Here is a 23,257-nt window from a genome sequence, read left to right as displayed (position 1 = left end):
ATGGTGCGGTAAATCACGGAAGAGCCGTGACGAGCTTCTCCACATCCACCCGGGGACCGGTGAAGAACGGTACTTCCTCCCGGACGTGCAGGCGTGCCTCGGTGGCCCGGAGATCGCGCATGAGATCGACGATGCGGTACAGCTCGGGCGCCTCGAACGCGAGGATCCACTCGTAGTCCCCCAACGCGAACGAGGGCACGGTGTTGGCGCGGACGTCCTTGTAGGCGCGGGCGGCCATGCCGTGGTCGGCGAGCATCTTGCGGCGCTCCTCGTCCGGCAGGAGGTACCACTCGTAGGACCGCACGAACGGGTACACGCAGATGTAATTGCCCGGGTCCTCCCCCGCGAGGAAGGCGGGGATGTGGCTCTTGTTGAACTCCGCAGGGCGGTGGCAGGCCACATTGCTCCACACGGGTGCGCTCGCCCGCCCGAGCGCGGTGGTGCGCCGGAAGTCGGAGTACGTGGCCTGCAGCGCCTCGATGCTCGGCGAATGGGTCCAGATCATGAAGTCCGCATCGGCGCGAAGACCGGCCACGTCGTAGAGTCCGCGGACGACGACCCCCTTCTCCGCCTGAGCCTCGAAGAAGATCCGAGCCTCCTTGATCACAGCTTCCCGGTCGTCCCCGAGAACACCGGGTTCCACCTGGAACACGGAGAACATCAGGTAGCGGATTTCAGAGTTCAATGCGTCGAAGTCGAGGCGTGCCATGGGTCTATCGTGCCACTCGCTCGGCGAGGCGTGTAGCCGCCGTCGTCGCAGAGGCGACACAGGCGGGAACACCCACCCCGTTGAGTAACGCGCCGGACACCTCGACACCGTCCAGACCTGCGACGTTGCGCTCGATCTCGGCCACCCGGTCGAGGTGTCCGGGGCCGTACTGCGGCAATCCGCCGTACCACCGCTGGACCCGTGCCGCCACCGGTTCGTCCGTTACTCCGGTGACCGTACCGAGGTCGCGTCGCGCCGCCGCGACGAGATCCGCGTCGGGCGCATCGACGATGCCGGCGTCACCGAACCTGCCGAACGACGCGCGGACCACTGCCACGTCCCGACCGGCGAGATGGGGCCATTTCCGGCTCGACAGCGTGAAGGCCTTGGCCGCGAGCGACGCGTCGGTTGCGACGAGGATTCCCGAGTTCTGCGGTAGGTCCGCCGCGGCGGGAAGAGCCAACGCCACAACAGCAGAGGAGGCGAGGGGAATGCGCCCGGCGGCCGCAGACGCACCAGGCGCGATCTCGGCGAGCAGGTCCGCCAGTTGCGGTGCGGGTACGGCGAGGACGATGCCGTCCACGAGGCCGACCGGATCGGCCGACCAGCCGTCGGACTCGCGGGTGATGGTCCGGATCTGTTCGTGGACGACGTGCGCGCGTGCGGCGGCCGCGAGCGCGTCGAGGAGAACGCCGTAGCCGTCGCGCAATGCCCCGAAGACCGGCCCGGCGGAGGGCGCAGGAAGCGCCTCCGCCACGGCGGCAGACAGGCTTGCCGCTCCGCGATCGAGGGCGGCGGCAAGGGTGGGTAGGGCGGCCCGCACTCCGATCGTGTCCGCAAGACCCGAATACACGCCGCCGAGCAGCGGATCGACCGAGCGCCGCACGACCTGCTCCCCGAACCGCTCGCCCACCAGCGAACCCACCGCGACGTCGGAGCCGGGAACCCAGCGCAGGGGCAGCTCCGACTCCTCCTCGATCCGGGCGAGCGTCCTATCGTCGACCAGTCCGGCGAGATCTTCGCGCCGGGCGGGGATGCCCATGAGCGTGTTCTGCGGCAACGGGTGCAGCGAATCCAGGGACCAGATGAGCGGACGCAGGCCCGCCGGATGCACAAGTTGCTCGGTCAGGCCCAATTCGGTCAGTAGCGCAGGCACCTCAGGGCGTCGTGCGATGAAGGCCTCCGCCCCCAGATCGAGGGGCTCCCCCGCCAGTAGGTCCGTGCGCAGCTTGCCGCCGAGTCGCCCGGCACCCTCCGCGAGGGTGATGCGCGCTCCGTCGCCCAATTGCTGACGCAGGCGGTACGCCGCGACCAGGCCGGAGATGCCGCCGCCGACCACGAGCACATTCGGCGACGACACCGTCACAGCGAGTGCACCAACTCGACGACGGCGGTGAGGACTCCCGGGTCGGTGTCGGGCAGAACGCCGTGACCGAGGTTGAAGATGTGACCGGTCGTCCCGGATGCCATCGCGGCATCGGCCTCGGCCACGATCCGGCGGACCTGCTTCTCGACGGCCGCCGGTCCGGCGAACAGCACCGAAGGGTCGAGGTTGCCCTGCAGCGCCTTACCCGGGCCGACGCGACGGGCCGCGACGTCCAGGGGAATCCGCCAGTCGACGCCTACCACGTCGGCACCCGCTTCCCCCATCGCGCCGAGCAGTTCGCCGGTACCCACACCGAAGTGGATTCGCGGAACTCCGGCGCTCTGAATTTCGGCGAACACTCGTTCCGAGTGGGGCAGGACGAACTCGCGGTACTCCGCCAGGGACAGTGCGCCCGCCCACGAGTCGAACAGCTGGACCGCGTCCACCCCGGCGCGCAACTGGGCCTGCAGGAACGTGATCGTGGTGTCGGCCAGGGTGCTCAGTAGTGCGTGCCACGTCTTCGGGTCGGAGTGCATGAGCGCCTTGGTGCGCTCGTGGTTGCGGCTGGGGCCGCCCTCGACCAGATACGACGCGAGGGTGAAGGGGGCACCCGCGAAGCCGATCAACGGGGTCGAGCCGAGTTCGACCGTGAGCAGCCGGACTGCCTCGGCCACCGCGCCTACCTCCTCGGGGACGAGCCGTGGCAGCGCTGCCACGTCCCCGATCGATCGAACCGGGCTGGCCACCACGGGCCCCGTTCCCGCCACGATGTCCAGGTCGATACCGGCCGCTTTGAGCGGCACGACGATGTCGGAGAAGAGAATCGCGGCATCGACACCGTGGCGGCGCACCGGCTGCATGGTGATCTCACTGACCAGCGCAGGGTCGAAGCACGACTCGAGCATTCCGATGCCCGCCCTGATCTTGCGGTACTCGGGCAGCGAGCGCCCCGCCTGCCGCATGAACCAGACAGGACGGTGGCTCGGCGTGCGACCGTTCGCGGCCGCGAGGAAGGGTGCGTCGGGAAGCACCCTCCTCGAGGTGAACGTGGCCCGCTCGGCCATGCCTGCATTCGTGCTTTCCAACCCGCTCATCGGTCCTCACGCTCTCTGCCGGCTCGTATTTCGGCAGCTCTCATGCTGCCATGTCCTCGCGCCGTCGCCGATCGGCCCTGCTCGGCGCGCCTCCGACGAGATGCGAACGTCCGGGTCTAACGTCCCGAGCTGTGACGACTTCGGGATCGCGCGCCGAACCCGCCGAGTTCCGCGCCGCCGTCGATGCAATGAACTCCGCGCAGGTTCGTGCGGACATCGAGCTGGGCCCCATCCGGCCCCCTCAGCGACTGGCGCCGTTCAGCTACGCCGTCGGCGCGGAAGTCGTGCACGAGGACACCGGTGTCGTTGCCGAACAGAGCGAGGGCGACGCGTTCGGCAGGCTGATCCTCCTCTACGACCCGGAGGGCGACGAGGCCTGGAACGGCACGATGCGGCTGGTCGCCTACATTCAGGCCGACCTCGATGCCGCTGTCGCGGCGGACCCGCTGCTTCCCGAGGTCGCGTGGAGCTGGCTCGTCGATGCCCTCGAGTCGCGTTCGGAACCACTCACTGCGCTCGGTGGCACGGTCACCGCCACCACGTCCGTCCGCTACGGCGACATCGCCGGACCACCACACGCACACCAATTGGAACTCCGCGCGTCGTGGACCGCGACGTCCGTAGAACTCGCCGCCCACGTCGAGGCGTTCTGCGAGGTGCTGGCTTACGCCGCGGGCCTGCCGCCGGCCGGTGTCGCCCAGCTCAAGACCCAGAACGGCGACTAGCCGCTACGCCGGTTCCTCAGCCGCCGGAACGTCGGTGGTGGCGCTCCGCGACCATTCCAGGAACCGCCCGACCGCCTGGGTCACCGAGATGCTGCGAATCGACGGAAAGACGTCGAAGGCATGTTGGGCGCCCCGCAGTTCGGCATAGGCGACAGGATTGCGGGACACCTTGCGTAACTCGTCGACGAAGAACCGTGCCTCCGCGACCGGCACGAGGGAGTCGCTCGCACCGTGGATGATGAAGAACGGCGGCGCGTCGGCCCGCACCTGTGCCAACGGTGACGCGGCCCGGTAGTCGTCGGGGAACGTGGCGTGCCTGCCGAGGATCAACGGCATCAGTCCGGAATGGACACGCTGCAGGACGGCCCTGATCCCGGAGTCACCGGCGAAGTCATAGACGCCGTAATACGGGACGCAGGCGTGTACGGAAGTGTCAGCGTCCTCGAAACCGGGCTGAAACCGTGGGTCGTTGGCGGTAAGACCCACCATGGCAGCCAGGTGACCGCCCGCGGACCCACCCGTGACAGCAATGAAGTCGGGGTTGCCGCCGTAGTTCTCGATATTCTTCCTCATCCAGGCCAGCGCCTGCTTGATCGCGACAAGGTGTTCGGGCCACTTGGCCCGCGGCGAGAGCGGATAGTTCACCGCCACGCACACCCATCCGCGCGACGCCATCTCGAACATCAGCGGCAGACCCTGCTGGTCCTTGTTGCCGATGACCCACCCGCCGCCGTGGATTTGCAGCAGGATGGGGCTGCTCGCAGGGCGGTCCTTGTGGTGGTAGATGTCGAGTTGCGCACGACGACCGCCCGGGCCGTACGCGAGGTTGCGGATGCGGGTGACGTCTTCGTTGGCCATCCGGAACGGATTGAGCAGTTGACGCCATACCGGCCGTCCCGAACGTTCGATGGCGTCGTCGCGATCGGTGTAGTTTTCGCCGAGCGCCTCGACCAGCGCGCTTTCGGCTTCCTCACCTGCTCCACGGCCGGTGGCGATCGCGGCGGCCAGTCCGCTCATCGAGGCGATTGCGAGTGCGACCCCGATGCGGTCGGTGCGCGAACGGAGTCCGTGTCGCGCGACGTGGACGGCCGTGTCCGCAGCAGTCGCCGCGAGGAGGTGCGGCGCCAATTCGGTGGTGAGCCATCCGGAGAAGAAGGCGAACACCGACGTCGGTGCGCCGGGCAGGGGACGCAGCGCGTTGGCGGCGAGCGCGGCCCCCACGCCGTGCCGGAGAACGAAGCCTCGAGTCATCCCGACATCGTAGAACATGTTCTATCGATCGACGTCAGGCGCGATCGAGCACCGAGCTGAACAGATGAGTGCGCACCTCCATCGCGCCCGGAGGCCGCCCATCTCGCATTCTTTCCCTTACATGGACCGATTACTAGAACGTGTTCTACTATTGGAAGATGCAGCGACTCAGCGGGCTCGATGCCTCCTTCCTGTACCTCGAAACCTCGACGCAGCTCCTGCACGTCTGCGGGCTCATCGTGCTGGATACGTCGACGGTCCCCGGCGGCTACTCCTATGGCCGGCTGAAGGAGGAACTCGGCATCCGGACCGAAGCCATCCCGTCGTTCCGGCGGAAGCTGCAGGATTCGCGCTTCAATCTGGATCACCCCGTCTGGGTGGACGACGCCGATTTCGACATCGACCGGCACTGTCATCGGGTGGCCGTTCCTGCCCCCGGCGGACGGGAGGAGCTCGCCGAACTGTGCGGGAACATCGCAGGGCAACCCCTCGATCGCGCGCGGCCACTGTGGGAGATGTGGGTCATCGAGGGCCTGGACGACGGGTCCGTCGCGGTCATGTCCAAGATGCATCACGCAGGAGTCGACGGAGTTACCGGCGCGAGCATGATCGCCCAGCTGTGCGGCCTCGAACCCGACTCGCCGAGGCCCGATCCTGCAGACTCCGCCCAGGGCGCCGGCGGGGCCAGCTCACTCGAGATCGCCGTCGGTGGATTGCTGTCCGTCGCGTCACGGCCGGTGAAGCTGTTGCAGATCATTCCCCGGAGCGTCGGCCTGCTCCCCCGCTGGATCGACCGTGCACGGCGTGGAGACGCGATGCCCGCGCCGTTCACCGCGCCCCGAACTTCGCTCAACGGCACGCTGACCAGCCACCGCACCATTGCCTTCACCCAGCTCGATTTCGACCTCGTCAAGCAGGTGAAGAACGCATTCGGGGTCAAGGTGAACGATGTGGTCCTCGCCCTCTGCTCGGGGGCACTGCGGACCTACCTCGATATGCGTCGGGAACTACCCGACAAGTCGCTCGTCGCCATCGTGCCGGTGTCGGTGCGCGGCAGGTCGGACCGGCCCGGCACCAATCAGGTGAGCGGGATGTTCACCGAACTGGGCAGCGATATCGAGGATCCGGTGGAACGACTGCTCGCCATCGCCGAACACAACTCCACGTCGAAAGAGCACAACGAGACGTTGGGCGCGACCCTTCTGCAGGACTGGTCCCAGTTCATCGGGCAGTCCGTGTTCGGAGCTGCCATGCGCCTGTACTCGACACTCGGACTGGCCGAACGCCATCCCGTCGTGCACAACCTGGTGATCTCGAACGTGCCGGGACCAACAGATCCGCTCTACTTCCTGGGCGCCCTGATCAAGGCGATGTATCCGATGGGACCGATCTTCCACGGGGCCGGCCTCAATGTGACGGTGATGTCCCTGAACGGGCAACTCGACATCGGCTTGATGAGCTGCCCGGAGCTCGCTCCACAGCTCTGGGACCTTGCCGACGCCTTCCCCGACGCTCTGGACGAACTCGCCAAGGCCGCGGCCACCCGTGCCTGACACCGCCGAATCGCTGCAGGACCCGGGCGGCGACGTAGAGTCAGGTCTCATGTCCGAAGTCACCGACGAGACCTCGTCCCCTGTCAACGACGAGACCTCGTCCACTGTTGCCGACGAGACCTCGTCCCCTGTTGCCGACGAGCAGACCGCCCGGCAGGTAGTGCCGCTTCTTGCCCCGCGTGATGGGGTACCGCAGGTCGTGACCACAGCGGAGGGCGTGGCGAAGGCGGCTGCCGCCTTGGGTGAGGGCACCGGGCCCTTGGCTGTGGACGCCGAACGTGCTTCCGGTTTCCGGTATTCGGCTCGGGCGTATCTGGTGCAGCTGCGCCGGGAAGGCGCGGGGACGGTGCTGCTCGATCCGATTCCGACGGCGGCCGACCTCGCACCGCTCGCGGAGGCGATCAATCCGCTGGAGTGGATTCTGCATTCCGCTGATCAGGATCTGCCGGGGCTGGCCGAGCTGGGGCTGGCACCGGCGGCCTTGTTCGACACCGAACTCGCCGGTCGTCTCGCGGGCTTCGAGCGGGTGGGACTTGCCGCCATCGTGGAGCGGACCTTGGGCCTCGAGCTGAGAAAGGGGCACGGTGCCGCGGATTGGTCGAAGCGGCCTCTTCCCAACTCGTGGCTGAATTACGCCGCACTCGACGTCGAGGTTCTCATCGAGTTGCGCGAGGTCATGGCGGCGGAACTCGAGAAGCAGGGTAAGACCGAGTGGGCGGCGCAGGAGTTCGAGCACATTCGGCTGGCCGGTCCGCCGAAGCCCAAGCCCGACCGCTGGCGGCGAACCTCGCACATCACGTCGTTGAAGACGCAACGCCAGCTCGCCGCGGCGCGCTCCCTCTGGCAGGCGAGGGAGGACCTTGCCCGCACTCGTGACGTCTCCCCCAGCCGGGTGCTGCCCGACTCGGCGATCATCGAGGCGTCGGTGAAGAGTCCGCGGAGCATCGACACTCTGCGCGCCCTTCCGGTGTTCGGCGGTCCGCGTCAGCGGCGGCACACGCGAATCTGGTTGGCGGCGCTGGAGGAGGCGCGGGCGTTGCCGGACGCCGAGCTGCCTCCCAAGACTCAGCCCTTCACGGGGCCACCTCCGCCGAGTCGGTGGGCGCGGCACGACCCGGCCGCTGCCGACCGGTTGACGGCGGCTCGTGCTGCACTGGCCACTCTCGGTGAGGAGGTGTCGGTTCCGGTGGAGAATTTGCTGACTCCGGATCTCGTGCGCCGACTGTGCTGGGACTGGACGCCGCCCGTGGACGGGGACGTCGGGGCTGCCGTCGACCGCATCCTCGCAGCGGGTGGCGCGCGTCCGTGGCAGCGGGAGTTGACGGTGCCGGTGCTCGGCGCGGCACTGTCGGCGACCCCCGGCGATGAGCCGCCCAGCGCCTGACCGGCACGATCGCCCGGTTCTACTGGGAAAATCCTGATGAAGTACCCATTAAGTTACCCGCGAGTAACGATAGGGGTAGTCTGTGCCCGAGGCCGGACGCTTGGCCGTGATCCGGCACCAGACTGCTCCATCAGGAGGAATTCGCGTGGCTCCATCCACCACATCGCAACGCAACGTCGTGTTCGTCGACGGGATCCGGACCCCGTTCGGCAAGGCCGGCCCCAAGGGCATGTACGCCGAGACCCGGGCAGACGACCTCGTCGTCAAAACCATTCGTGAACTACTCCGCCGCAATCCGCAGCTCGATCCCGCGCGGATCGACGAGGTCGCCATCGCCGCGACCACGCAGACCGGTGATCAGGGTCTGACCATCGGTCGCACCGCCGGCATCCTCGCCGGCCTGCCCGAAACGGTGCCCGGTTTCGCGATCGACCGAATGTGCGCCGGCGCCATGACGTCGGTCACCACCACCGCGTCCGGCATCGGTTTCGGCCAGTACGACGTGGTGATCGCCGGAGGCGTCGAGCACATGGGTCACCATCCGATGGGTGAGGGTGCCGACCCGAACCCGCGATTCCTCGCCGACCGCCTCGTCGACCCCAGCGCCCTGGTGATGGGCAACACCGCCGAGAACCTGCACGACCGGTTCCCCAGCATCACCAAGGACCGCACCGACGCGTACGCCGTCGCCAGCCAGAACAAGTACGACGCCGCCAAGAAGGCCGGCTTCATCGCCGACACCCTCGTTCCGGTGGCCACCCGCTCCGCCGCGGGGTGGGGACTCGCTACCGAGGACGAGCCGCCGCGCCCAGGCACCACGATCGAAGACCTCGCCAAGCTGAAGACTCCGTTCCGTCCGGCGGGCCGCATCACTGCCGGCAACGCCGCCGGTCTCAACGACGGCGCCACCGCGGCGATCCTCGCGGGTGAGGACACGGCACACGAGCTCGGACTGCCGATCGGCATGCGCATGGTCGGATTCGCGTTTCAGGGTGTCGACCCCGCCGTGATGGGCATCGGTCCCGTCCCTGCCACCGAGAAGCTGCTCGCCCGTACCGGTCTGAAGATCGAGGACATCGGCCTGTTCGAGATCAACGAGGCATTCGCCGTGCAGGTGCTCGCCTTCCTCGAGCACTACGGCATCGCCGACGACGATCCGCGGGTCAACCAGTGGGGTGGCGCCATCGCCTGCGGTCACCCGCTCGCGTCCTCCGGCGTGCGCCTGATGACTCAGCTTTCCCGCCAGTTCGCCCAGCGTCCCGACGTCCGCTACGGCCTGACCACGATGTGCATCGGTCTGGGCATGGGTGGAACGGTGATCTGGGAGAACCCGATTTTCGACGGAGCGAAGTAAATGACTTCTATCACCACAGCATTCGCCGACGAGGTCGTGACGAACGCGTACACCAAGATCGTGGCAGTCCCGGGCATCGAGGGTCCGGTCGCCCTGATCACGCTCGACAACGGTTTCGACCACACCAAGCCGTCGTCGTTCGGCCCGGGCGGCCTCGCTGCCCTCGACGCAGCCCTGGACGAGGCGTTCGCGGCGAACCCGGTTGCGGTCGCGATCACCGGCAAGCCGTTCATCTTCGCTGCCGGCGCCGACCTCAAGGGCGTCCCGAGCATTACCGACCGCGAGCAGGCGCTCGAGCTCGGCCGGTTGGGTCACAGGGTGTTCCGTCGCCTGCGTGAGTCCTCCGTGCCGACCTTCGCCTTCGTCAACGGGGTCGCGCTCGGCGGCGGTCTCGAGGTCGCGCTGCACAGCCACTACCGCACGGCATCCGAGAGCGCCGGCGCGCTGGGTCTGCCCGAGACGTTCCTCGGTCTGGTCCCCGGCTGGGGCGGAACGCAGTTGCTGCCCAACCTGATCGGGCCCTCGAACGCGGTGACCGTCGTCCTCGAGAATGCGCTGAACCAGAACAAGATTCTCAACCCGAAGAAGGCTCTCGAGCTCGGTGTCGTCGATGCCGTGTTCGGTTCGGCCGACTTCCTCGAGCAGTCCTTCGCCTGGGCGGCACAGGTTCTCGCGGGTGAGATCACTCCGTCCCGTCCCGAGATCGATCGGGGTCAGGGCTGGGACGAGGCAATCTCGCGCGCGAAGGCCATCGTCGAAGGCAAGACGAAGAACAACGCTCCCGGACCGGTCAAGGCCGTCGAGCTGCTGGAATTGGCTCGCAACACCGACCTCACCGATCCGGCGTCGCTCGACAAGGGTTTCGCCGCCGAAGACGAAGCTCTCGCCGACCTTCTGCTGGCGGACGAGCTCCGCGCCGGGCTGTACGCATTCGACCTGGTGAACAAGCGGGCGAAGCGGCCCGCGGGTGCGCCGGACAAGTCGCTCGCACGCAAGGTCACCGGCGTCGGCATCGTCGGCGCGGGCCTGATGGCCAGCCAGCTCGCCATGCTGTTCGTCCGGCAGCTGAGGGTTCCGGTGATCCTCACCGACATCGACCAGGAGCGCATCGACAAGGGTGTCGGCTACGTCCACGGTGAGATCGACAAGCTCCAGGGCAAGGGGCGGCTGTCTCCCGACGCCGCGAACCGCCTCAAGGGCCTGGTATCGGGATCGCTGGACAAGTCCGCCTTCGCGAAGACCGACTTCGTGATCGAGGCCGTGTTCGAAAATCTCGATCTGAAGAAGAAGATCTTCGCGGAACTCGAGGAGTACATCGCTCCCGAGACGATCCTGGCGACCAACACGTCTTCGCTGTCGATCACCAAGATGGCCGCGGACCTGAAGCACCCCGAGCGGGTCGTCGGCTTCCACTTCTTCAATCCTGTTGCGGTCCTCCCGCTTCTCGAGGTGATCAAGGGTGAGAAGACCGACGACGCCACTCTGGCAACGGCATTCGCGACCGCGAAGGCGCTGAAGAAGTCGGCCGTCGGTTCCGCCGACCTGCCCGGCTTCGTCTTCAACCGGCTTCTGATCCGCACCCTCGGTGAGGTGATGAACGCGGTGGACGAGGGTACCCCGTTCGAGGTGGCCGACAACGCCATCGCCGAACTGGGCATGCCGATGACGCCCTTCACGCTGCTCGCACTCGTCGGACCGGCGGTCGCGCTGCACACCGGCGAGACGCTCGCCGAGGCGTACCCCGAGCGGTTCCACAACTCCCCCGGGCTCGAGGCCTTGGTCGAGGCCAAGAAACCCGCGGTGTGGAGCTACGGCGCCGACGGCAAGCAGGTCGTCGACCCCGAGGTCGCCGAATTGTGGAAGCAGGGCGACAAGGCGTCCACGTCCGAAGAGGTACTGGAGCGCACTCGTCGCGCGTTCGCCGAAGAGATCCAGATCATGCTCGACGAGGGTGTCGTCGCCGCGGCCGAGGACATCGATCTCTGCCTGATCCTGGGCGGCGGGTTCGGTTTCTGGAACGGTGGCATCACGCCGTACCTGGACCGCACGGGCACCTCCGAGGCAGTCAACGGGAAGCGGTTCCTGGCACCGGGCGTCGCAAGCGTCTGATTTCCTGGTGGGGGCGAAGGACGCCACGGCGTCCTTCGCCCCCACCTGTATCAGGCGACCGGGACGCTGTTCGCCGCGTTCAACGCCTGTCGGGCGTAGGCCCGTACGTCGGCATCGGTGTCGCCGAGGGCCTCGGTCAAAGCCTGAGCCGCAGTCCGATCGCCGGCCCACCGTCCGAGTGAGAGCACGGCTGCCTTCCGCACATCGAGGTGCGGATCCTCCAATGTTTCCGCGAGAGCGGGCACGGCAATGCCCGGGTCCGCTCCGGCCAGTCCGCGTGCTGCCCCCTGCCGTATCTGCCAGGCGGATTCGCGCAGTGCCGTGACGACGAGGGCGACATCGTCGTCGCGGCACCCCAATCCGGCGAATGCCGTCAGCGCCGCTGCACGCACCAGCGGGTCGCGGTCACCGGCCAACTCTCGCACTGCGTCGAGTCCACCGAGACCGATGGTGGCGAGCCCGTGCGCCACGGTGATCCGCACTTCCCGGTTCTCGTCGTGCGCCCCTGACGCCACCGACTCCCACTTGTCCAGCGACACCAGGCCTCGCACCGCTTCGATCCGAACGTGGTGATCGGAGTCGGACAACGCCGTCAGGAACTGCTCCGCCGACCCCGCGTGCAGTGCGCGCAGCACGTCGATCACCGCGGCCCGGACCACGGCGTCACTCGACTCCAGATACGCCTCGAGCCCAGCGGCGGAGGTGAGCACCTCGACCAGTTCGCGCAGCCCTTCAGCGGCGGCGCGGCGAACGGTGACGGCCTCGTCGGCGAGCGCCGCGAAGAGTGCTCCCGTGAAGCCGTCGGGAGTTCCCTCGGTCAGCACCGACAGTGCGGTCACCCGGACCTGGGGGTCGTTATTTCGGAGGTACGGCTCCAGCTCGCCGATGCTGGGTGCATCGAGGCCGAGCAGCGCGACGAGGGCGGGCGACGACGGTTCTTGCCGGACCGGCGCGGCGATACGCGAACGCTCCTCGACCGGCGCGCGTCCTCCGACCAGCGGCGGCTGAGCCACCGCGATCACCGTTTGGTCCTGCGGCGGAAGGGAATCGAGGCCCGGAACCGAAACGAAGTAGGGTGCGACCGGCCTCTTGAAGAACTCCATCTCCCCGTTCGCCCCGCGACGCAGGTTCAGGTGATACCCCCATTCCTCGTCGCTCGACTCCGGTAGGTCGGCGCGCTCGTGGTAGAGCCCCCAACGGCTCTCGGTTCTGGTGAGGGAACTGCGGGAGGCCATCTCGGCGCAGTCGCGAATGAACGTGACCTCCGCGCAGCGCATCAACTCGTGCGGGGTGGTGGCGCCCATCCCGGCGATCTCGCGCTCCATCCGTTCGAAGGTTTCCACGGCAATGGACAGCTTGGTGGCCGTCTTCGGCGGCGCGACGTAGTCGTTGACGAATCGGCGCAACTTGTATTCCACCTGCGGCTGCGGGGGGCCGTCGGGGTTGCGCAGCGGCCGGTAGATCAGCTCGTGCGCCTCCTTCAACTGGTCTTCGGGCAGCAGGGTGGGCGCGGGGATACCGGGCAGCGTGCCGGTCGCGTGCGCCCCGGCGAGGTCACCGTAGACGAACGCGCCGATCATGTAATTGTGCGGAACGCAGGCGAGGTCGCCGGCGGCGTACAACCCGGGAACGGTGGTGGCGCCGTGCTCGTCCACCCACACTCCGGACGCGGAATGCCCGCTGCAGAGTCCGATCTCGGAGATGTGCATCTCGATGTCGTGACTGCGGTAGTCGTGACCGCGGCCCGCGTGGAAGGTGCCGCGGGTGGGACGCTCGGTGGTGTGGAGGATCGATTCCAGGGTGTCGAGCGTTTCCTCCGGAAGGTGGCTCACCTTGAGATAAATGGGCCCACGGGCCGACTCGATCTCGCTCTTGACCTCGCTCATCATCTGCCCCGACCAGTAGTCGGAATCGACGAACCGTTCACCGTGCGCGTTGACCTGATAGCCGCCGAACGGGTTGGCGACGTAGGCGCAGGCAGGCCCGTTGTAGTCCTTGATGAGCGGATTGATCTGGAAGCACTCGATGCCGCTGAGTTCTGCGCCGGCGTGGTAGGCCATCGAGTAGCCGTCGCCGGCGTTCGTCGGATTCTCGTAGGTGCCGTACAGGTATCCGGAGGCCGGTAGTCCCAGTCGGCCGCAGGGACCGGTCGCCAGGATCACCGCTTTCGCGCCGACTGCCACGAACTCCCCCGTGCGGGTGTTCAGCGCAGCAGCCCCGACGGCCCGGCCGTTCTCCGTGAGGACGCGCACGGGCATCAACCGGTTTTCGATGCGGATCTTCTCCCGCATCTTCCGCTGCCGCAGCACCCGGTACAGAGCCTTTTTCACGTCCTTGCCCTCGGGCATCGGCAGCACATAGGAACCGGAGCGATGCACGCGCCGCACCGCGTACTCCCCGTACTCGTCCTTCTCGAATTTCACTCCGTACTTTTCGAGGCGCTGCACCATGGCGAAGCCGCGGGTTGCGGTTTGATAGACCGTGCGCTGATTGACGATTCCGTCGTTGGCCCGGGTGATCTCCGCGACGTAGTCCTCGGGTTCGGCCTTGCCGGGAATGACCGCGTTGTTGACGCCGTCCATGCCCATGGCGAGGGCCCCTGAGTGCCGCACGTGTGCCTTTTCCAGCAGCAGGACGTTCGCCCCGTTCTCGGCTGCTGTCAGGGCAGCCATCGTGCCGGCTGTGCCACCGCCGATGACCAGTACATCGCAGTCGAGACGCACGGTCTCGGCAAGGTCGGGGATGTTCATCGGTTCTCCGGATCGTTCGTCGTCGGGGCGTCATCGGTCTGTTCCAGCGCCGCCAGTACCTCGCCGCGTGCGGCTCGGGTTTCGGCGTGGCCGAGGAACTCCCGCTTGCGCGGGTGGGGAATGTCCACGAGCGCCCGCAGTGGTCTGCCCGCGCCCCCCAGGACCGCCACCCGGTCTCCGAGCAGGACCGCCTCGTCCACGTCGTGGGTCACGAAGACCACCGTCGTGGGGTGGGTGCTCCAGGTGTCGACGAGAAGCCGCTGCATCACGCCGCGGGTCTGCGTGTCGAGAGCGCCGAACGGCTCGTCCATCATCACGGCGCGGGGTGCGCCGGCGAGACCACGCGCCAACTGCACACGTTGTCGCATGCCGCCGGAGAGGTTCTTCGGGAGAAAGTCTCCGAACCCGGTGAGACCGACTTCGTCGATCCAGCGATCGGCAGTGGCCCGGCGACCCTTCCTCGGCTCACCACGAAGCGCCAGAGCAAGCTCGATGTTCGAGCGCACGCTGCGCCACGGCAGCAGAGCGTTGTCCTGAAACACCACAGCCCTGTCCCGGGACGTCGACACCACCGACTCACCGTCCGCGACCACCCGGCCGGCGGTGGGTGCCAGCAACCCGGCCAGAGCCCGGAGCACTGTCGATTTACCGCAGCCGGACGGCCCCGTGAGGACGAGGATCTCACCCGGCACCACGGTCAGCGACAGCGAGCGGATGACCGGGGCTCCGGTGTACGACAGTGTGACGTCGTCGAGTATGAGGGACATTCCGGTCGCGAGCGTGGTGGCGGTCATGCGCGCTCCCCTCGGGGCAGCCAGCGGGTGACACGCCTGCCGAGCAGCTCCACCGCTGCCGATGTGGCGAAGCCCAGGATGCCGATGGTGATCATGCCGACGAATACACCGGGATAGTCGACGATCGTGTAGGCCTGCCAGGTGCGGTAGCCGACGCCGAGCCGGCCGGAGATCATCTCCGCGGAGATGACGCAGATCCACGCGACACCGATCCCGACCGACAAGCCTCCGAACACTCCGGGCAGGATCCCCGGAAGCACCACCCGGGCCAGCACATCCCAGCGCCCACCCCCGAGGGTGCGCACCGAGTCTTCCCACAGCGTGGGCAACGCCCGGACCGCGTGCCGGGTGCTGACCATGATCGGAAAGAATGCGGCCACGAAGGTGATGAAGACGATCCCTGCCTCGTCGCTCGGAAACAACAGGATCGCAACGGGGACCACGGCGATCGCCGGAATCGGCCGGGCCAGTTCGGTCAACGGTCCGAGGACGTCGGCGAACAGCGTCGACCTCCCGAGCGCGATCCCGGCGGCGACACCGATCACGGTGGCGAGTCCGAACCCGCTGAGAATACGGATCAGGGACTGGCCCAGGTCGAGGTAGAAGAGGTCGTTGCGCAGCTGGGTGCCGAACGCGGACACGACGTCGGTGACGGTGGGAAGGGTGTCGAATCGCAACCACAGCCGCACGTCGTTGGCCGTCAGCAGCTGCCACGCTGCGATGGCGGCGACGACGGACGTGATGCGCAGAAGGCGGGATCGCCACGACGATGCCGACGCGGGCAGCGGTGCCGGATCGGGCTGCAGTACCGAAACCTCGGATTCGATCGATACGATCGACGGCTGCAGGGTGGTCACTGCCGAACCTCCTCCACAGCGCGGTCGTACGTGACAACCGTTCCCGCCGGGTGGGCGCGCAGGTAGCGGCCGGCGGCGGCGACGGTGGTGAAGGGCAGGAAGGTGTCACCGTCGCGCACCCACACCGCCTTGTCCGCAAACCAGCGGGTGCCCAGTTCGGCATCGGGAACGTACGCGCTGCGGACGTCACGACCCTCGGCGCGTGCCTGTTTGACCGCCCGGAGCAGGCAGGTCGGGCTCGCCGCAGGCTGGGTCTGCGCCGCATCGGCGAACCAGACTTCCCCGGCCAGAGCCGGATCGGTCGCAGGCGTGCCGCACACAGGATCGGTGCCGGTCACCGCTGCGGGGCTGCCGGGGGTCGTGACAGTGGCATCGTAGTTCTGCCCCTCGGCATCGAACGCCGCGCGCAGAGGCGCATCGTCGACGAACCCCTCGACGTCGAGATCCGCGAAGTCACCGATCGATTTCAGATACGGGACGTCTGCCTTCAACGCTTCGACCAGTTCGGGTCGGAGCGTGGTGTCGAACGTCGTACCACCGGGCCCGTTGTACAGGTAGACCACCTCCTGCGGCAGTCCGCTGTCTTCGGCGACGATGCGTGCAGCCTCGAGTGGCTCGGTCCGGATGAAGTGCGTGGCGTCGAGTTGTGCACGGAGGAACGCATCGACGACTTCGGGGTGCTCGTCCGCGTAGGCCTCCCGCACGACGACCCCGTGCAGGGTGGGTGTGTTCAGCTCGGCGCCGTCGTAGAGCAATTTCGCCTTGTCCTGGAACACGAGAAGCCCGGGCCAGGCCACGAACTGTGACAATGCCTCGACCTGACCGGATTCGAGGGCGGAGGATCCGACCGGCGGTTGCTGGTTGAGAACCTCGACGCCGGTGCTCGGGTCGATTCCGGCGCGGTCGAGTGCACGGACGAGGGTGCCGTGCCCGGCAGAACCGACGCTGGCGGACACTTTCCGGCCCGCGAGATCGGCGAGCGTGGTGGCGGGAGAGTTCGGAGGGACGACCACCATGTTCAGTGCACCCTCCGGGTTGTACCCGGTGACCGAGACGATCTCGGTTTTCGATCGCGGATTCGCCTGTGTGCGTGAGCCGTTGATCAACATGGGATAATCACCCATCGAGCCGATGTCGATCTTCTCGGCCACCATCTGCGCGGTGATCGGCGCGCCGGTGTCGTAATCCTGCCATTCGACGGAGTACTTCGTCCCCGTCTCCTCGGTCAGTTCTTGCAGACGCTGTTCGAGGTAGCCCTGGGCTCGCAACAGTGTTCCGGCGGTGACCGTGTTGATCGTCTTCGATTGGTAACCGATCACCACGGGCACTGCATCGTCGCTCCCGGCGGTGGTGTCTTCCAGCGAGCAGCCGGTCGCGAGCAGTGCGACCGCAGCGGTCAGCACGAGAGAGGAGTAGGGACGCAACATGTTTTCGAAGTCTTTCGCTCAGCGGAGGAGGTACGGCATGTTCACGGTGACGGCGCCGGTGGGACAGCGGGCTGCGCACGGGCCGCAGTACCAGCATTCGTCGACGTGCATGAAGGCCTTGCCGTTGTCCGGGTTGATGGCCAGCGAGTCGAGAGGACAGATTTCGACGCACAGCGTGCACCCCTCGATGCACAGTGACTCGTCGATGGTGACCGGTACGTCGGCGCGTGCGTTGACAAGTGTCATGTGAGCTCCCAGTTCGATATTTCGGGACGTCGGATGAGGTTGCTGCGCATGGTGATTCGATCACCGCGCATGCGGATGTATTCGAGGTCGACGGGACGTCCGTCGACGAGTCGGGTGAGACGCTCGAGCAACAGGAGCGCGGCCCCGTCCGGGGTCTGTAGGTTCGCCGCCGAGTGCGCATCCGCATTCACCGATTCGATCGCCACATCCGCGGAACCGAGTGGTTGCCCACAGACCTCCTCGATCAGCGTGAAGACGTCGTTGCGCTCGAGGTCGCGGCCGAGGATGTTACGCCCGATGTCGGGCACCAGATAGGTGAGGTCGAGACTGAGCGGGAGGTCACCGAGATAGCGGACACGTTCGATGTAGACCGCGGATTCCCCTGCTGCCAGCTGCAATCGGCGCACCACAGCCGGTGGTGGCGTGATCTCCCTCGCCACGCGCACGTCGTTGCGCACCTCACCGTGTCCCTTCAAGGTCTCCCTCAGTCCGAGCAGGGCGTCGAGCCCGTGGTCGTACTTGCGCCGCGCCACGTGAGTGCCCACCCGGGGCGCACGGTCGATCAGGCCCTCCTGTTTGAGGAGCGCGAGCCCGTCCCGCACCGCGTTCCGAGACACCCCGAATTCGTGCGCCAACTCCGATTCCGGAGGCAGTCCGCGGTCGGCGAAAGAGTCCGCGTGGATCTGCTGCCGCAAGAGGTCGGCGAATCGGCGAGCCTCGTCGGCGCGAGATCTGCGGGCAGAGGGCTGGCCGTGCAGGGCAGTCGGAGCCACCACCGCCTCTGCATCATCCGCGGCGAGCGCCATGCTTTTCCTCCGTCGATTGTGCAGTGTGCTGAACGACAAGAGACGCTAACTGCTGTGCGACCACCGGAAGTCGCGCCTGCGGACCACCCGGCGCGGCCTCCTCGAATCTGCCGGTTGGACCCCGTGGACTGCCCCGCTCACCTGCGTAAACGCGAATACGGCGCCCCATTACGCCACCACTGAACCGGAAGCAGAGTTCGAATCACGGTGATCCGAAGTCGACCACAGAACCCGGCCCCGGCCCGATATCTAGGTTAGGCTTACCTTTTACTCGCTCGTCGAAGGAGTCGTTGCCGTGTGCACACCCCCACGCCCGATCGCTGTCGCACTCGCCGTGGCCGGCACCGCGCTGCTCGTCGCCGCCTGCTCGTCCGGCGACGGCGGCACGAGCGCGGAAGGCGGCGGAGCCGGCTTTCCGGTCACGATCGAGAACACCTTCGGATCCACCACGATCGACGCCGCCCCGGAGCGCATCGTCACCCTGGGCTGGAACGCCCAGGACGTCGTCTACGCGCTCGGCGAGACCCCCGTCGGCATGCCCAAGTACTCCTACGGCGCCGAGGCGAACGAAGTGATGCCCTGGCTCCAGGACCGCTACGACCCGAGCCGGACCACCCTCCTCGACACCGCAACCACCATTCCCGTCGAGCAAGTGGCCTCCCTGGCACCCGATGTCGTCCTCGCACCCTACGAGGGATTCGACCAGGGCACCTACGAAAAACTCTCCGCACTCGCCCCCACCGTCGCCTACCCGGACAAGGCGTGGCAGACCAGCTGGCAGGACCAGACCACCCTGATCGGTCAGGCGCTCGGTAAGACCGCCGAGGCGGAGGCTCTCGTCACCGGCCTCGACGACCGGCTCGCGCACACCGCTGCCGAACACCCGGAGTTCGCCGGAAAGACGGTGTCGGTGGTGAACTTCGATACCGACGCTGCCACGGTGAACGTCTACATGCCCTCCGACCCCCGCGTGCAGGTGCTCACCGAGCTCGGATTCACGGTCGCACCCGGTGTGTCGAAGCTCGCCGAGTCGAATCCGGACAAGTTCTTCGCCGACATCTCGGTGGAGAACATCGCCGATATCGACGCCGATGTCGTGGTCGCGTTCGTCGCCGACGACAGCACCGTCGCGGCCAACCCTGCCTACGCGAATCTCGGCGCCCTCGGCCGGGGAACCGCGGTGACATTGTCGGATACGAAGGTGATCGCGGGACTCAGCCAGACCAGCGTGCTGGCTACTCCCTGGGCGCTCGAGAGGCTGACGCCGCAATTGAGCGAGGCGGCGAACAAGGCCGGTGCGTGAAGTCCCGCCTGATCAGGCGTCGCGGGCGTAGCGTGATTCCACACGAAATCTCGTAGCCGGCTCACAGCCACGCTCGCCGAAAGCAGGTATGCGATGACGCAGATGTCCGAAAGACACACCGCCAAGGTCATCGGGGTCACGGTCGCCGCAGCGGTCGGGGGTTTTCTGTTCGGATTCGACAGCTCGGTCATCAACGGAGCCGTCGATTCCATCCAGGGGCACTTCGAACTGAGTTCGTTCTTCACCGGCTTCGCCGTGGCCATCGCCTTGCTCGGATGCGCTGTGGGCGCGTGGTTTGCGGGCCGCCTCGCAGACCGGTGGGGCCGCAAGAAGGTGATGCTGCTGGGTTCGGTGTTGTTCGTAGTCTCGTCGATCGGCTCCGGACTCGCTTTCAGCGTCCCCGACCTGATGCTCTGGCGCATTCTCGGCGGCCTGGGAATCGGTATCGCGTCCGTCATTGCGCCGACCTACATCTCGGAGATCGCACCGGCACGCTACCGGGGCGGCCTGGCCTCTCTTCAACAGCTCGCGATCACCCTCGGCATCTTCACCGCGCTGCTGTCGGACGCCGTGTTGCAGAACGCGGCCGGTGGAGCGTCGAACGAGCTCTGGCTCAATCTCGAGGCGTGGCGGTGGATGTTCCTCGTGGGAGTTGTGCCGGCGCTGGTGTATGGCCTTCTCGCACTGCTCATTCCCGAGTCGCCGCGATACCTCGTGGGTAAGCACCTCGATCAGGAAGCGGCGGACGTCCTCGCGAACATCACTGGTGAACTGGACCCACACGAGCGGGTCTCCGAGATCCGGCTCACCCTCCGCCGGGAGTCGACGGCATCGTTCGACGACATCCGTGGCCCCAAGTTCGGTCTGCAGCCTCTGGTATGGGTAGGCATCACGATGGCCGTCTTCCAGCAGTTCGTCGGCATCAACGCGATCTTCTACTATTCGACAACCCTCTGGAAGTCGGTCGGGTTTACCGAGAACGAGTCGTTCACCACCTCGGTCATCACAGCGGTGATCAATGTGGCCATGACGTTCGTCGCCATCCTGTTCGTCGACCGGATCGGTCGCCGGATACTTCTCATGGTCGGTTCGCTGGGAATGTTCGCCAGCCTGCTGTTGGCCTCGATCGCCTTCTCTCAGGCAACCGGTAGCGGTGACGACGTCCAGTTGCCGAGCCCGTGGGGCGCGCTGGCCCTGGTCGGCGCCAACCTGTTCGTGATCTTCTTCGCCGCCACGTGGGGCCCGATCATGTGGGTGATGCTCGGCGAAATGTTCCCCAACAACATGCGCGCCTACGCACTCGGCATCAGCACGGCGGCGAACTGGATCGCCAACTTCACCGTCACGCTGTCGTTCCCGCCGCTGACCCGTTCGGTGGGCCTGTGGTTCTTGTACGGCCTGTTCGCGTTCTTCGCGCTGCTGTCGTTCTTCTTCGTCCGGTCGAAGGTCCGGGAGACGAAGGGGATGGAACTCGAGGAGATGACGACCTGACGTGGTCTACATACAGATCCGGCCGAATCGTTCCGATTCGGCCGGATCTGTTTTTCACGGGTGTGTCAGCTCTGCCGGCCGCTGTTCTCGATGTGTTCGGCGCTCTCGTGCGCAACCACCCCGTTGGCCGCCGACGGGGGCTGGTTTCCCAGACTCGCCACCCAGCCGGTGATCCGGCGGGCGACATCCTGCGCAGTCAACCCCAGTTCGGCGTGAACCTGGGTACGGGAGGCGTGGTCGAGGAACCGTTGCGGAACGCCGAGATCCCGGCACGGGACATCGACGCCGGCAGAGCGCAGGGCCGCCGACACGGTGGAACCGACCCCTCCATGCAGCCCACTGTCCTCGACCGTGACCACCATGCTGTAGTCCTCGGCGAGCTTGACCAGAGATTCCGGCACCGGGAGGACCCAACGCGGGTCGACGACCGTCGCAGAAATACCTTGCTGCTCGAGACGATCGGCCGCGGCCAGAGTGAGTCCGGCGAACGCCCCGACCGACACGAGCAGGACGTCCTTTCGGCCGGAGGAGTCCCGCAGGACGTCGACGACACCGTCGATTCGGCTCAGCGCGGGCACGTCGTCACCCACGGTGCCCTTGGGGAAGCGCACCGCCGTGGGCCCGTCGTCGACAGCCAGTGCCTCGTCCAGTTCTTCGCGCAGAGTCGCGGCGTCGCGCGGAGCCGCGACCCTCATGCCGGGCACGATGCCCAGCAGCGACATGTCCCACATGCCGTTGTGGCTGGCCCCGTCGTTTCCGGTGATTCCCGCGCGGTCCAGCACCAGGGTGACCGGCAATTTCAGCAGGGCGACATCCATCAACAGCTGGTCGAATGCACGATTGAGGAAGGTTGAATACACCGCGACCACCGGGTGCAGGCCTCCGAGTGCCAGCCCCGCCGCCGAGGTGACGGCGTGCTGCTCGGCGATGCCGACATCGAACATCCGGTCGGGATAGGCGTCACCGAACGCTGCCAAACCCGTCGGACCCGCCATCGCGGCAGTGATCGCAACGATGTCCTCGCGGCGACCGGCCTGCTCGATGAGCTCAGCCGAGAACACGGAGGTCCAGTCGGCGGACGCCGTCGCCGTCGACTTCCCGGTCAGGGGGTCGATCACACCGGTCGAATGCATCTGGTCGGCGACGTGATTCTCCGCGGGTGCGTACCCCATGCCCTTGCGGGTGACGGCGTGCACGATGACCGGTCCCCCGAACGCCTTGGCACGGCGCAGCGCAGACTCGAGAGCAGCTTCGTCGTGCCCGTCGACGGGACCGAGGTACTTGATTCCCAGATCCGTGAACATGACCTGCGGGGCGACCGCGTCCTTGAGACCGGCTTTCATCCCGTGCAGGACGGAGTAGGCGGTACGGCCCACCCACGGCAGTTTCTTGACGATTCTGCGGCCGTTGTCGAGCACCCGCTCATAGGCGGGCTGCAGCCGGAGGGTGGCGAGGTGATCGGCGAGACCCCCAATCGTCGGTGCGTACGACCTGCCGTTGTCGTTGACGACGATGATCACCGATCGGCTCTTGCCCGCCGCGATGTTGTTGAGCGCCTCCCAGCACATACCGCCGGTCAGTGCGCCGTCACCGACGACGGCGACCACGTGGCGGGCCTGGCCGGTCAACTCGAATGCCTTCGCGAGACCGTCCGCATAGGACAGGGATGCGGAGGCGTGCGAGGACTCGACCCAGTCGTGTTCACTCTCGGCGCGGCAGGGGTACCCCGACAGTCCGCCCTGCTTGCGGAGCGATTCGAAGTCGCCCTTGCGACCGGTGAGGATCTTGTGGACGTACGCCTGGTGACCGGTGTCGAAGATGATCGGGTCGGCGGGCGAGACGAACGTGCGGTGCAAGGCGAGCGTCAGCTCGACGACACCGAGGTTCGGTCCGAGGTGGCCGCCGGTCGCCGATACCTTCTGGACCAGGAACTCACGGATCTCCGCGGCGAGTTGCTTCATCTCCGCGGGGTTCAGCTGACGCAGATCGTCAGGCGTCTGGATACGGGCAAGAACACCCAACGAGATCGCTCCCTCCG

Annotated in this window: 18 protein-coding genes; 7 read left to right on the top strand and 11 right to left on the bottom strand. The window is 66.9% G+C overall.

Annotated features, from left to right (window positions below; genetic code table 11):
• Nucleotides 1-13: 13 nt before the first annotated feature.
• From hemQ to hemE, 3 genes are read right to left on the bottom strand one after another with little or no spacing between them, the layout of a single operon-like run.
• Nucleotides 14-709, bottom strand: coding sequence for a hydrogen peroxide-dependent heme synthase (hemQ, locus tag ACH49N_RS02245; RefSeq protein WP_109330606.1), 696 nt, complete (start codon nucleotides 707-709; stop codon nucleotides 14-16).
• Between the two features lie 4 nt (nucleotides 710-713).
• A complete protein-coding gene (locus ACH49N_RS02240) occupies nucleotides 714-2,075 on the bottom strand; it encodes a protoporphyrinogen oxidase (protein ID WP_358270332.1) in 1,362 nt (453 codons plus the stop codon).
• Entirely contained in the window at nucleotides 2,072-3,139 is a 1,068-nt protein-coding gene (gene hemE, locus ACH49N_RS02235; protein WP_358270741.1) for a uroporphyrinogen decarboxylase, read from the bottom strand. The genes ACH49N_RS02240 and hemE overlap by 4 nt, the downstream gene beginning before the upstream one ends.
• A 161-nt stretch (nucleotides 3,140-3,300) precedes the next feature.
• On the opposite strand from hemE, the gene ACH49N_RS02230 reads away from it, so the two are divergent.
• Nucleotides 3,301-3,894 (top strand): DUF3000 domain-containing protein, encoded by a 594-nt coding sequence (locus ACH49N_RS02230; RefSeq protein ID WP_109330612.1) that lies wholly within the window; start codon nucleotides 3,301-3,303, stop codon nucleotides 3,892-3,894.
• A gap of 3 nt (nucleotides 3,895-3,897) precedes the next feature.
• On the opposite strand, the gene ACH49N_RS02225 is transcribed toward ACH49N_RS02230, so the two are convergent.
• Entirely contained in the window at nucleotides 3,898-5,145 is a 1,248-nt protein-coding gene (locus ACH49N_RS02225; RefSeq protein WP_358270334.1) for an alpha/beta hydrolase, read from the bottom strand.
• A 158-nt stretch (nucleotides 5,146-5,303) separates the two neighbouring features.
• Between ACH49N_RS02225 and ACH49N_RS02220 the strand changes: the two genes are divergently transcribed.
• The 4 genes from ACH49N_RS02220 (at nucleotide 5,304) to ACH49N_RS02205 (ending at nucleotide 11,545) form a co-directional block, all read left to right on the top strand.
• The gene (locus ACH49N_RS02220; protein WP_358270336.1) at nucleotides 5,304-6,698 is read left to right on the top strand and encodes a wax ester/triacylglycerol synthase family O-acyltransferase; all 1,395 of its coding nucleotides are present in this window, start codon (nucleotides 5,304-5,306) and stop codon (nucleotides 6,696-6,698) included.
• A 49-nt stretch (nucleotides 6,699-6,747) separates the two neighbouring features.
• Nucleotides 6,748-8,082 (top strand): ribonuclease D, encoded by a 1,335-nt coding sequence (locus ACH49N_RS02215; protein WP_358270337.1) that lies wholly within the window; start codon nucleotides 6,748-6,750, stop codon nucleotides 8,080-8,082.
• 145 nt (nucleotides 8,083-8,227) lie between these two features.
• The gene (locus tag ACH49N_RS02210; protein WP_109330614.1) at nucleotides 8,228-9,436 is read left to right on the top strand and encodes a thiolase family protein; all 1,209 of its coding nucleotides are present in this window, start codon (nucleotides 8,228-8,230) and stop codon (nucleotides 9,434-9,436) included.
• Complete coding sequence (locus ACH49N_RS02205) at nucleotides 9,437-11,545, top strand: 3-hydroxyacyl-CoA dehydrogenase NAD-binding domain-containing protein (RefSeq protein ID WP_358270338.1); 2,109 nt, start codon at nucleotides 9,437-9,439, stop codon at nucleotides 11,543-11,545.
• A gap of 50 nt (nucleotides 11,546-11,595) precedes the next feature.
• Here ACH49N_RS02205 and ACH49N_RS02200 read toward each other — a convergent pair whose 3' ends face one another.
• Genes ACH49N_RS02200 through ACH49N_RS02175 form a run of 6 tightly spaced genes read right to left on the bottom strand, consistent with a single transcriptional unit; the run spans nucleotide 11,596 to nucleotide 18,425 of the window.
• The gene (locus ACH49N_RS02200; RefSeq protein WP_358270340.1) at nucleotides 11,596-14,295 is read right to left on the bottom strand and encodes a fumarate reductase/succinate dehydrogenase flavoprotein subunit; all 2,700 of its coding nucleotides are present in this window, start codon (nucleotides 14,293-14,295) and stop codon (nucleotides 11,596-11,598) included.
• Nucleotides 14,292-15,089: an ABC transporter ATP-binding protein gene (locus tag ACH49N_RS02195; protein WP_358270342.1), complete on the bottom strand. Its 798-nt coding sequence runs from the start codon at nucleotides 15,087-15,089 to the stop codon at nucleotides 14,292-14,294. Before ACH49N_RS02195 ends, ACH49N_RS02200 begins: the two co-directional genes overlap by 4 nt.
• Nucleotides 15,086-15,946, bottom strand: a complete 861-nt coding sequence (locus ACH49N_RS02190; RefSeq protein WP_159926407.1) for an ABC transporter permease — start codon at nucleotides 15,944-15,946, stop codon at nucleotides 15,086-15,088. The genes ACH49N_RS02195 and ACH49N_RS02190 overlap by 4 nt, the downstream gene beginning before the upstream one ends.
• Nucleotides 15,943-17,373: an ABC transporter substrate-binding protein gene (locus ACH49N_RS02185; RefSeq protein ID WP_159926405.1), complete on the bottom strand. Its 1,431-nt coding sequence runs from the start codon at nucleotides 17,371-17,373 to the stop codon at nucleotides 15,943-15,945. The genes ACH49N_RS02190 and ACH49N_RS02185 overlap by 4 nt, the downstream gene beginning before the upstream one ends.
• An 18-nt stretch (nucleotides 17,374-17,391) precedes the next feature.
• Complete coding sequence (locus ACH49N_RS02180; RefSeq protein ID WP_109330625.1) at nucleotides 17,392-17,619, bottom strand: ferredoxin family protein; 228 nt, start codon at nucleotides 17,617-17,619, stop codon at nucleotides 17,392-17,394.
• Nucleotides 17,616-18,425, bottom strand: coding sequence for a GntR family transcriptional regulator (locus tag ACH49N_RS02175; RefSeq protein WP_159926403.1), 810 nt, complete (start codon nucleotides 18,423-18,425; stop codon nucleotides 17,616-17,618). Before ACH49N_RS02175 ends, ACH49N_RS02180 begins: the two co-directional genes overlap by 4 nt.
• Before the next feature lie 295 nt (nucleotides 18,426-18,720).
• On the opposite strand from ACH49N_RS02175, the gene ACH49N_RS02170 reads away from it, so the two are divergent.
• Together ACH49N_RS02170 and ACH49N_RS02165 are read left to right on the top strand one after the other, a co-directional pair.
• The gene (locus ACH49N_RS02170; RefSeq protein WP_358270344.1) at nucleotides 18,721-19,728 is read left to right on the top strand and encodes an iron-siderophore ABC transporter substrate-binding protein; all 1,008 of its coding nucleotides are present in this window, start codon (nucleotides 18,721-18,723) and stop codon (nucleotides 19,726-19,728) included.
• Nucleotides 19,729-19,821: 93 nt separating this feature from the next.
• Nucleotides 19,822-21,219 (top strand): sugar porter family MFS transporter, encoded by a 1,398-nt coding sequence (locus ACH49N_RS02165; RefSeq protein WP_358270345.1) that lies wholly within the window; start codon nucleotides 19,822-19,824, stop codon nucleotides 21,217-21,219.
• Between the two features lie 65 nt (nucleotides 21,220-21,284).
• Here ACH49N_RS02165 and dxs read toward each other — a convergent pair whose 3' ends face one another.
• Nucleotides 21,285-23,240, bottom strand: a complete 1,956-nt coding sequence (gene dxs / locus ACH49N_RS02160) for a 1-deoxy-D-xylulose-5-phosphate synthase (RefSeq protein ID WP_358270743.1) — start codon at nucleotides 23,238-23,240, stop codon at nucleotides 21,285-21,287.
• Nucleotides 23,241-23,257 lie beyond the last annotated feature (17 nt).

It is taken from the genome of Rhodococcus sp. NPDC019647 (genome assembly GCF_044389235.1).
GTDB lineage: Bacteria > Actinomycetota > Actinomycetes > Mycobacteriales > Mycobacteriaceae > Rhodococcus_F > Rhodococcus_F oxybenzonivorans.
The sequence above is the reverse complement of the archived record's forward strand: the minus strand, read 5'-3'. Positions and strand labels throughout refer to the sequence as shown.

Excerpts from the sequence above, each read along its gene's own strand:
- hemQ (WP_109330606.1), bottom strand. The coding sequence starts at position 709 with ATGGCACGCCTCGACTTCGACGCATTGAACTCTGAAATCCGCTACCTG.
- hemE (WP_358270741.1), bottom strand. The coding sequence starts at position 3,139 with ATGGCCGAGCGGGCCACGTTCACCTCGAGGAGGGTGCTTCCCGACGCA.
- ACH49N_RS02225 (WP_358270334.1), bottom strand. The coding sequence starts at position 5,145 with ATGACTCGAGGCTTCGTTCTCCGGCACGGCGTGGGGGCCGCGCTCGCC.
- ACH49N_RS02220 (WP_358270336.1), top strand. The coding sequence starts at position 5,304 with ATGCAGCGACTCAGCGGGCTCGATGCCTCCTTCCTGTACCTCGAAACC.
- ACH49N_RS02215 (WP_358270337.1), top strand. The coding sequence starts at position 6,748 with ATGTCCGAAGTCACCGACGAGACCTCGTCCCCTGTCAACGACGAGACC.
- ACH49N_RS02205 (WP_358270338.1), top strand. The coding sequence starts at position 9,437 with ATGACTTCTATCACCACAGCATTCGCCGACGAGGTCGTGACGAACGCG.
- ACH49N_RS02200 (WP_358270340.1), bottom strand. The coding sequence starts at position 14,295 with ATGAACATCCCCGACCTTGCCGAGACCGTGCGTCTCGACTGCGATGTA.
- ACH49N_RS02195 (WP_358270342.1), bottom strand. The coding sequence starts at position 15,089 with ATGACCGCCACCACGCTCGCGACCGGAATGTCCCTCATACTCGACGAC.
- ACH49N_RS02185 (WP_159926405.1), bottom strand. The coding sequence starts at position 17,373 with ATGTTGCGTCCCTACTCCTCTCTCGTGCTGACCGCTGCGGTCGCACTG.
- ACH49N_RS02180 (WP_109330625.1), bottom strand. The coding sequence starts at position 17,619 with ATGACACTTGTCAACGCACGCGCCGACGTACCGGTCACCATCGACGAG.
- ACH49N_RS02175 (WP_159926403.1), bottom strand. The coding sequence starts at position 18,425 with ATGGCGCTCGCCGCGGATGATGCAGAGGCGGTGGTGGCTCCGACTGCC.
- ACH49N_RS02165 (WP_358270345.1), top strand. The coding sequence starts at position 19,822 with ATGACGCAGATGTCCGAAAGACACACCGCCAAGGTCATCGGGGTCACG.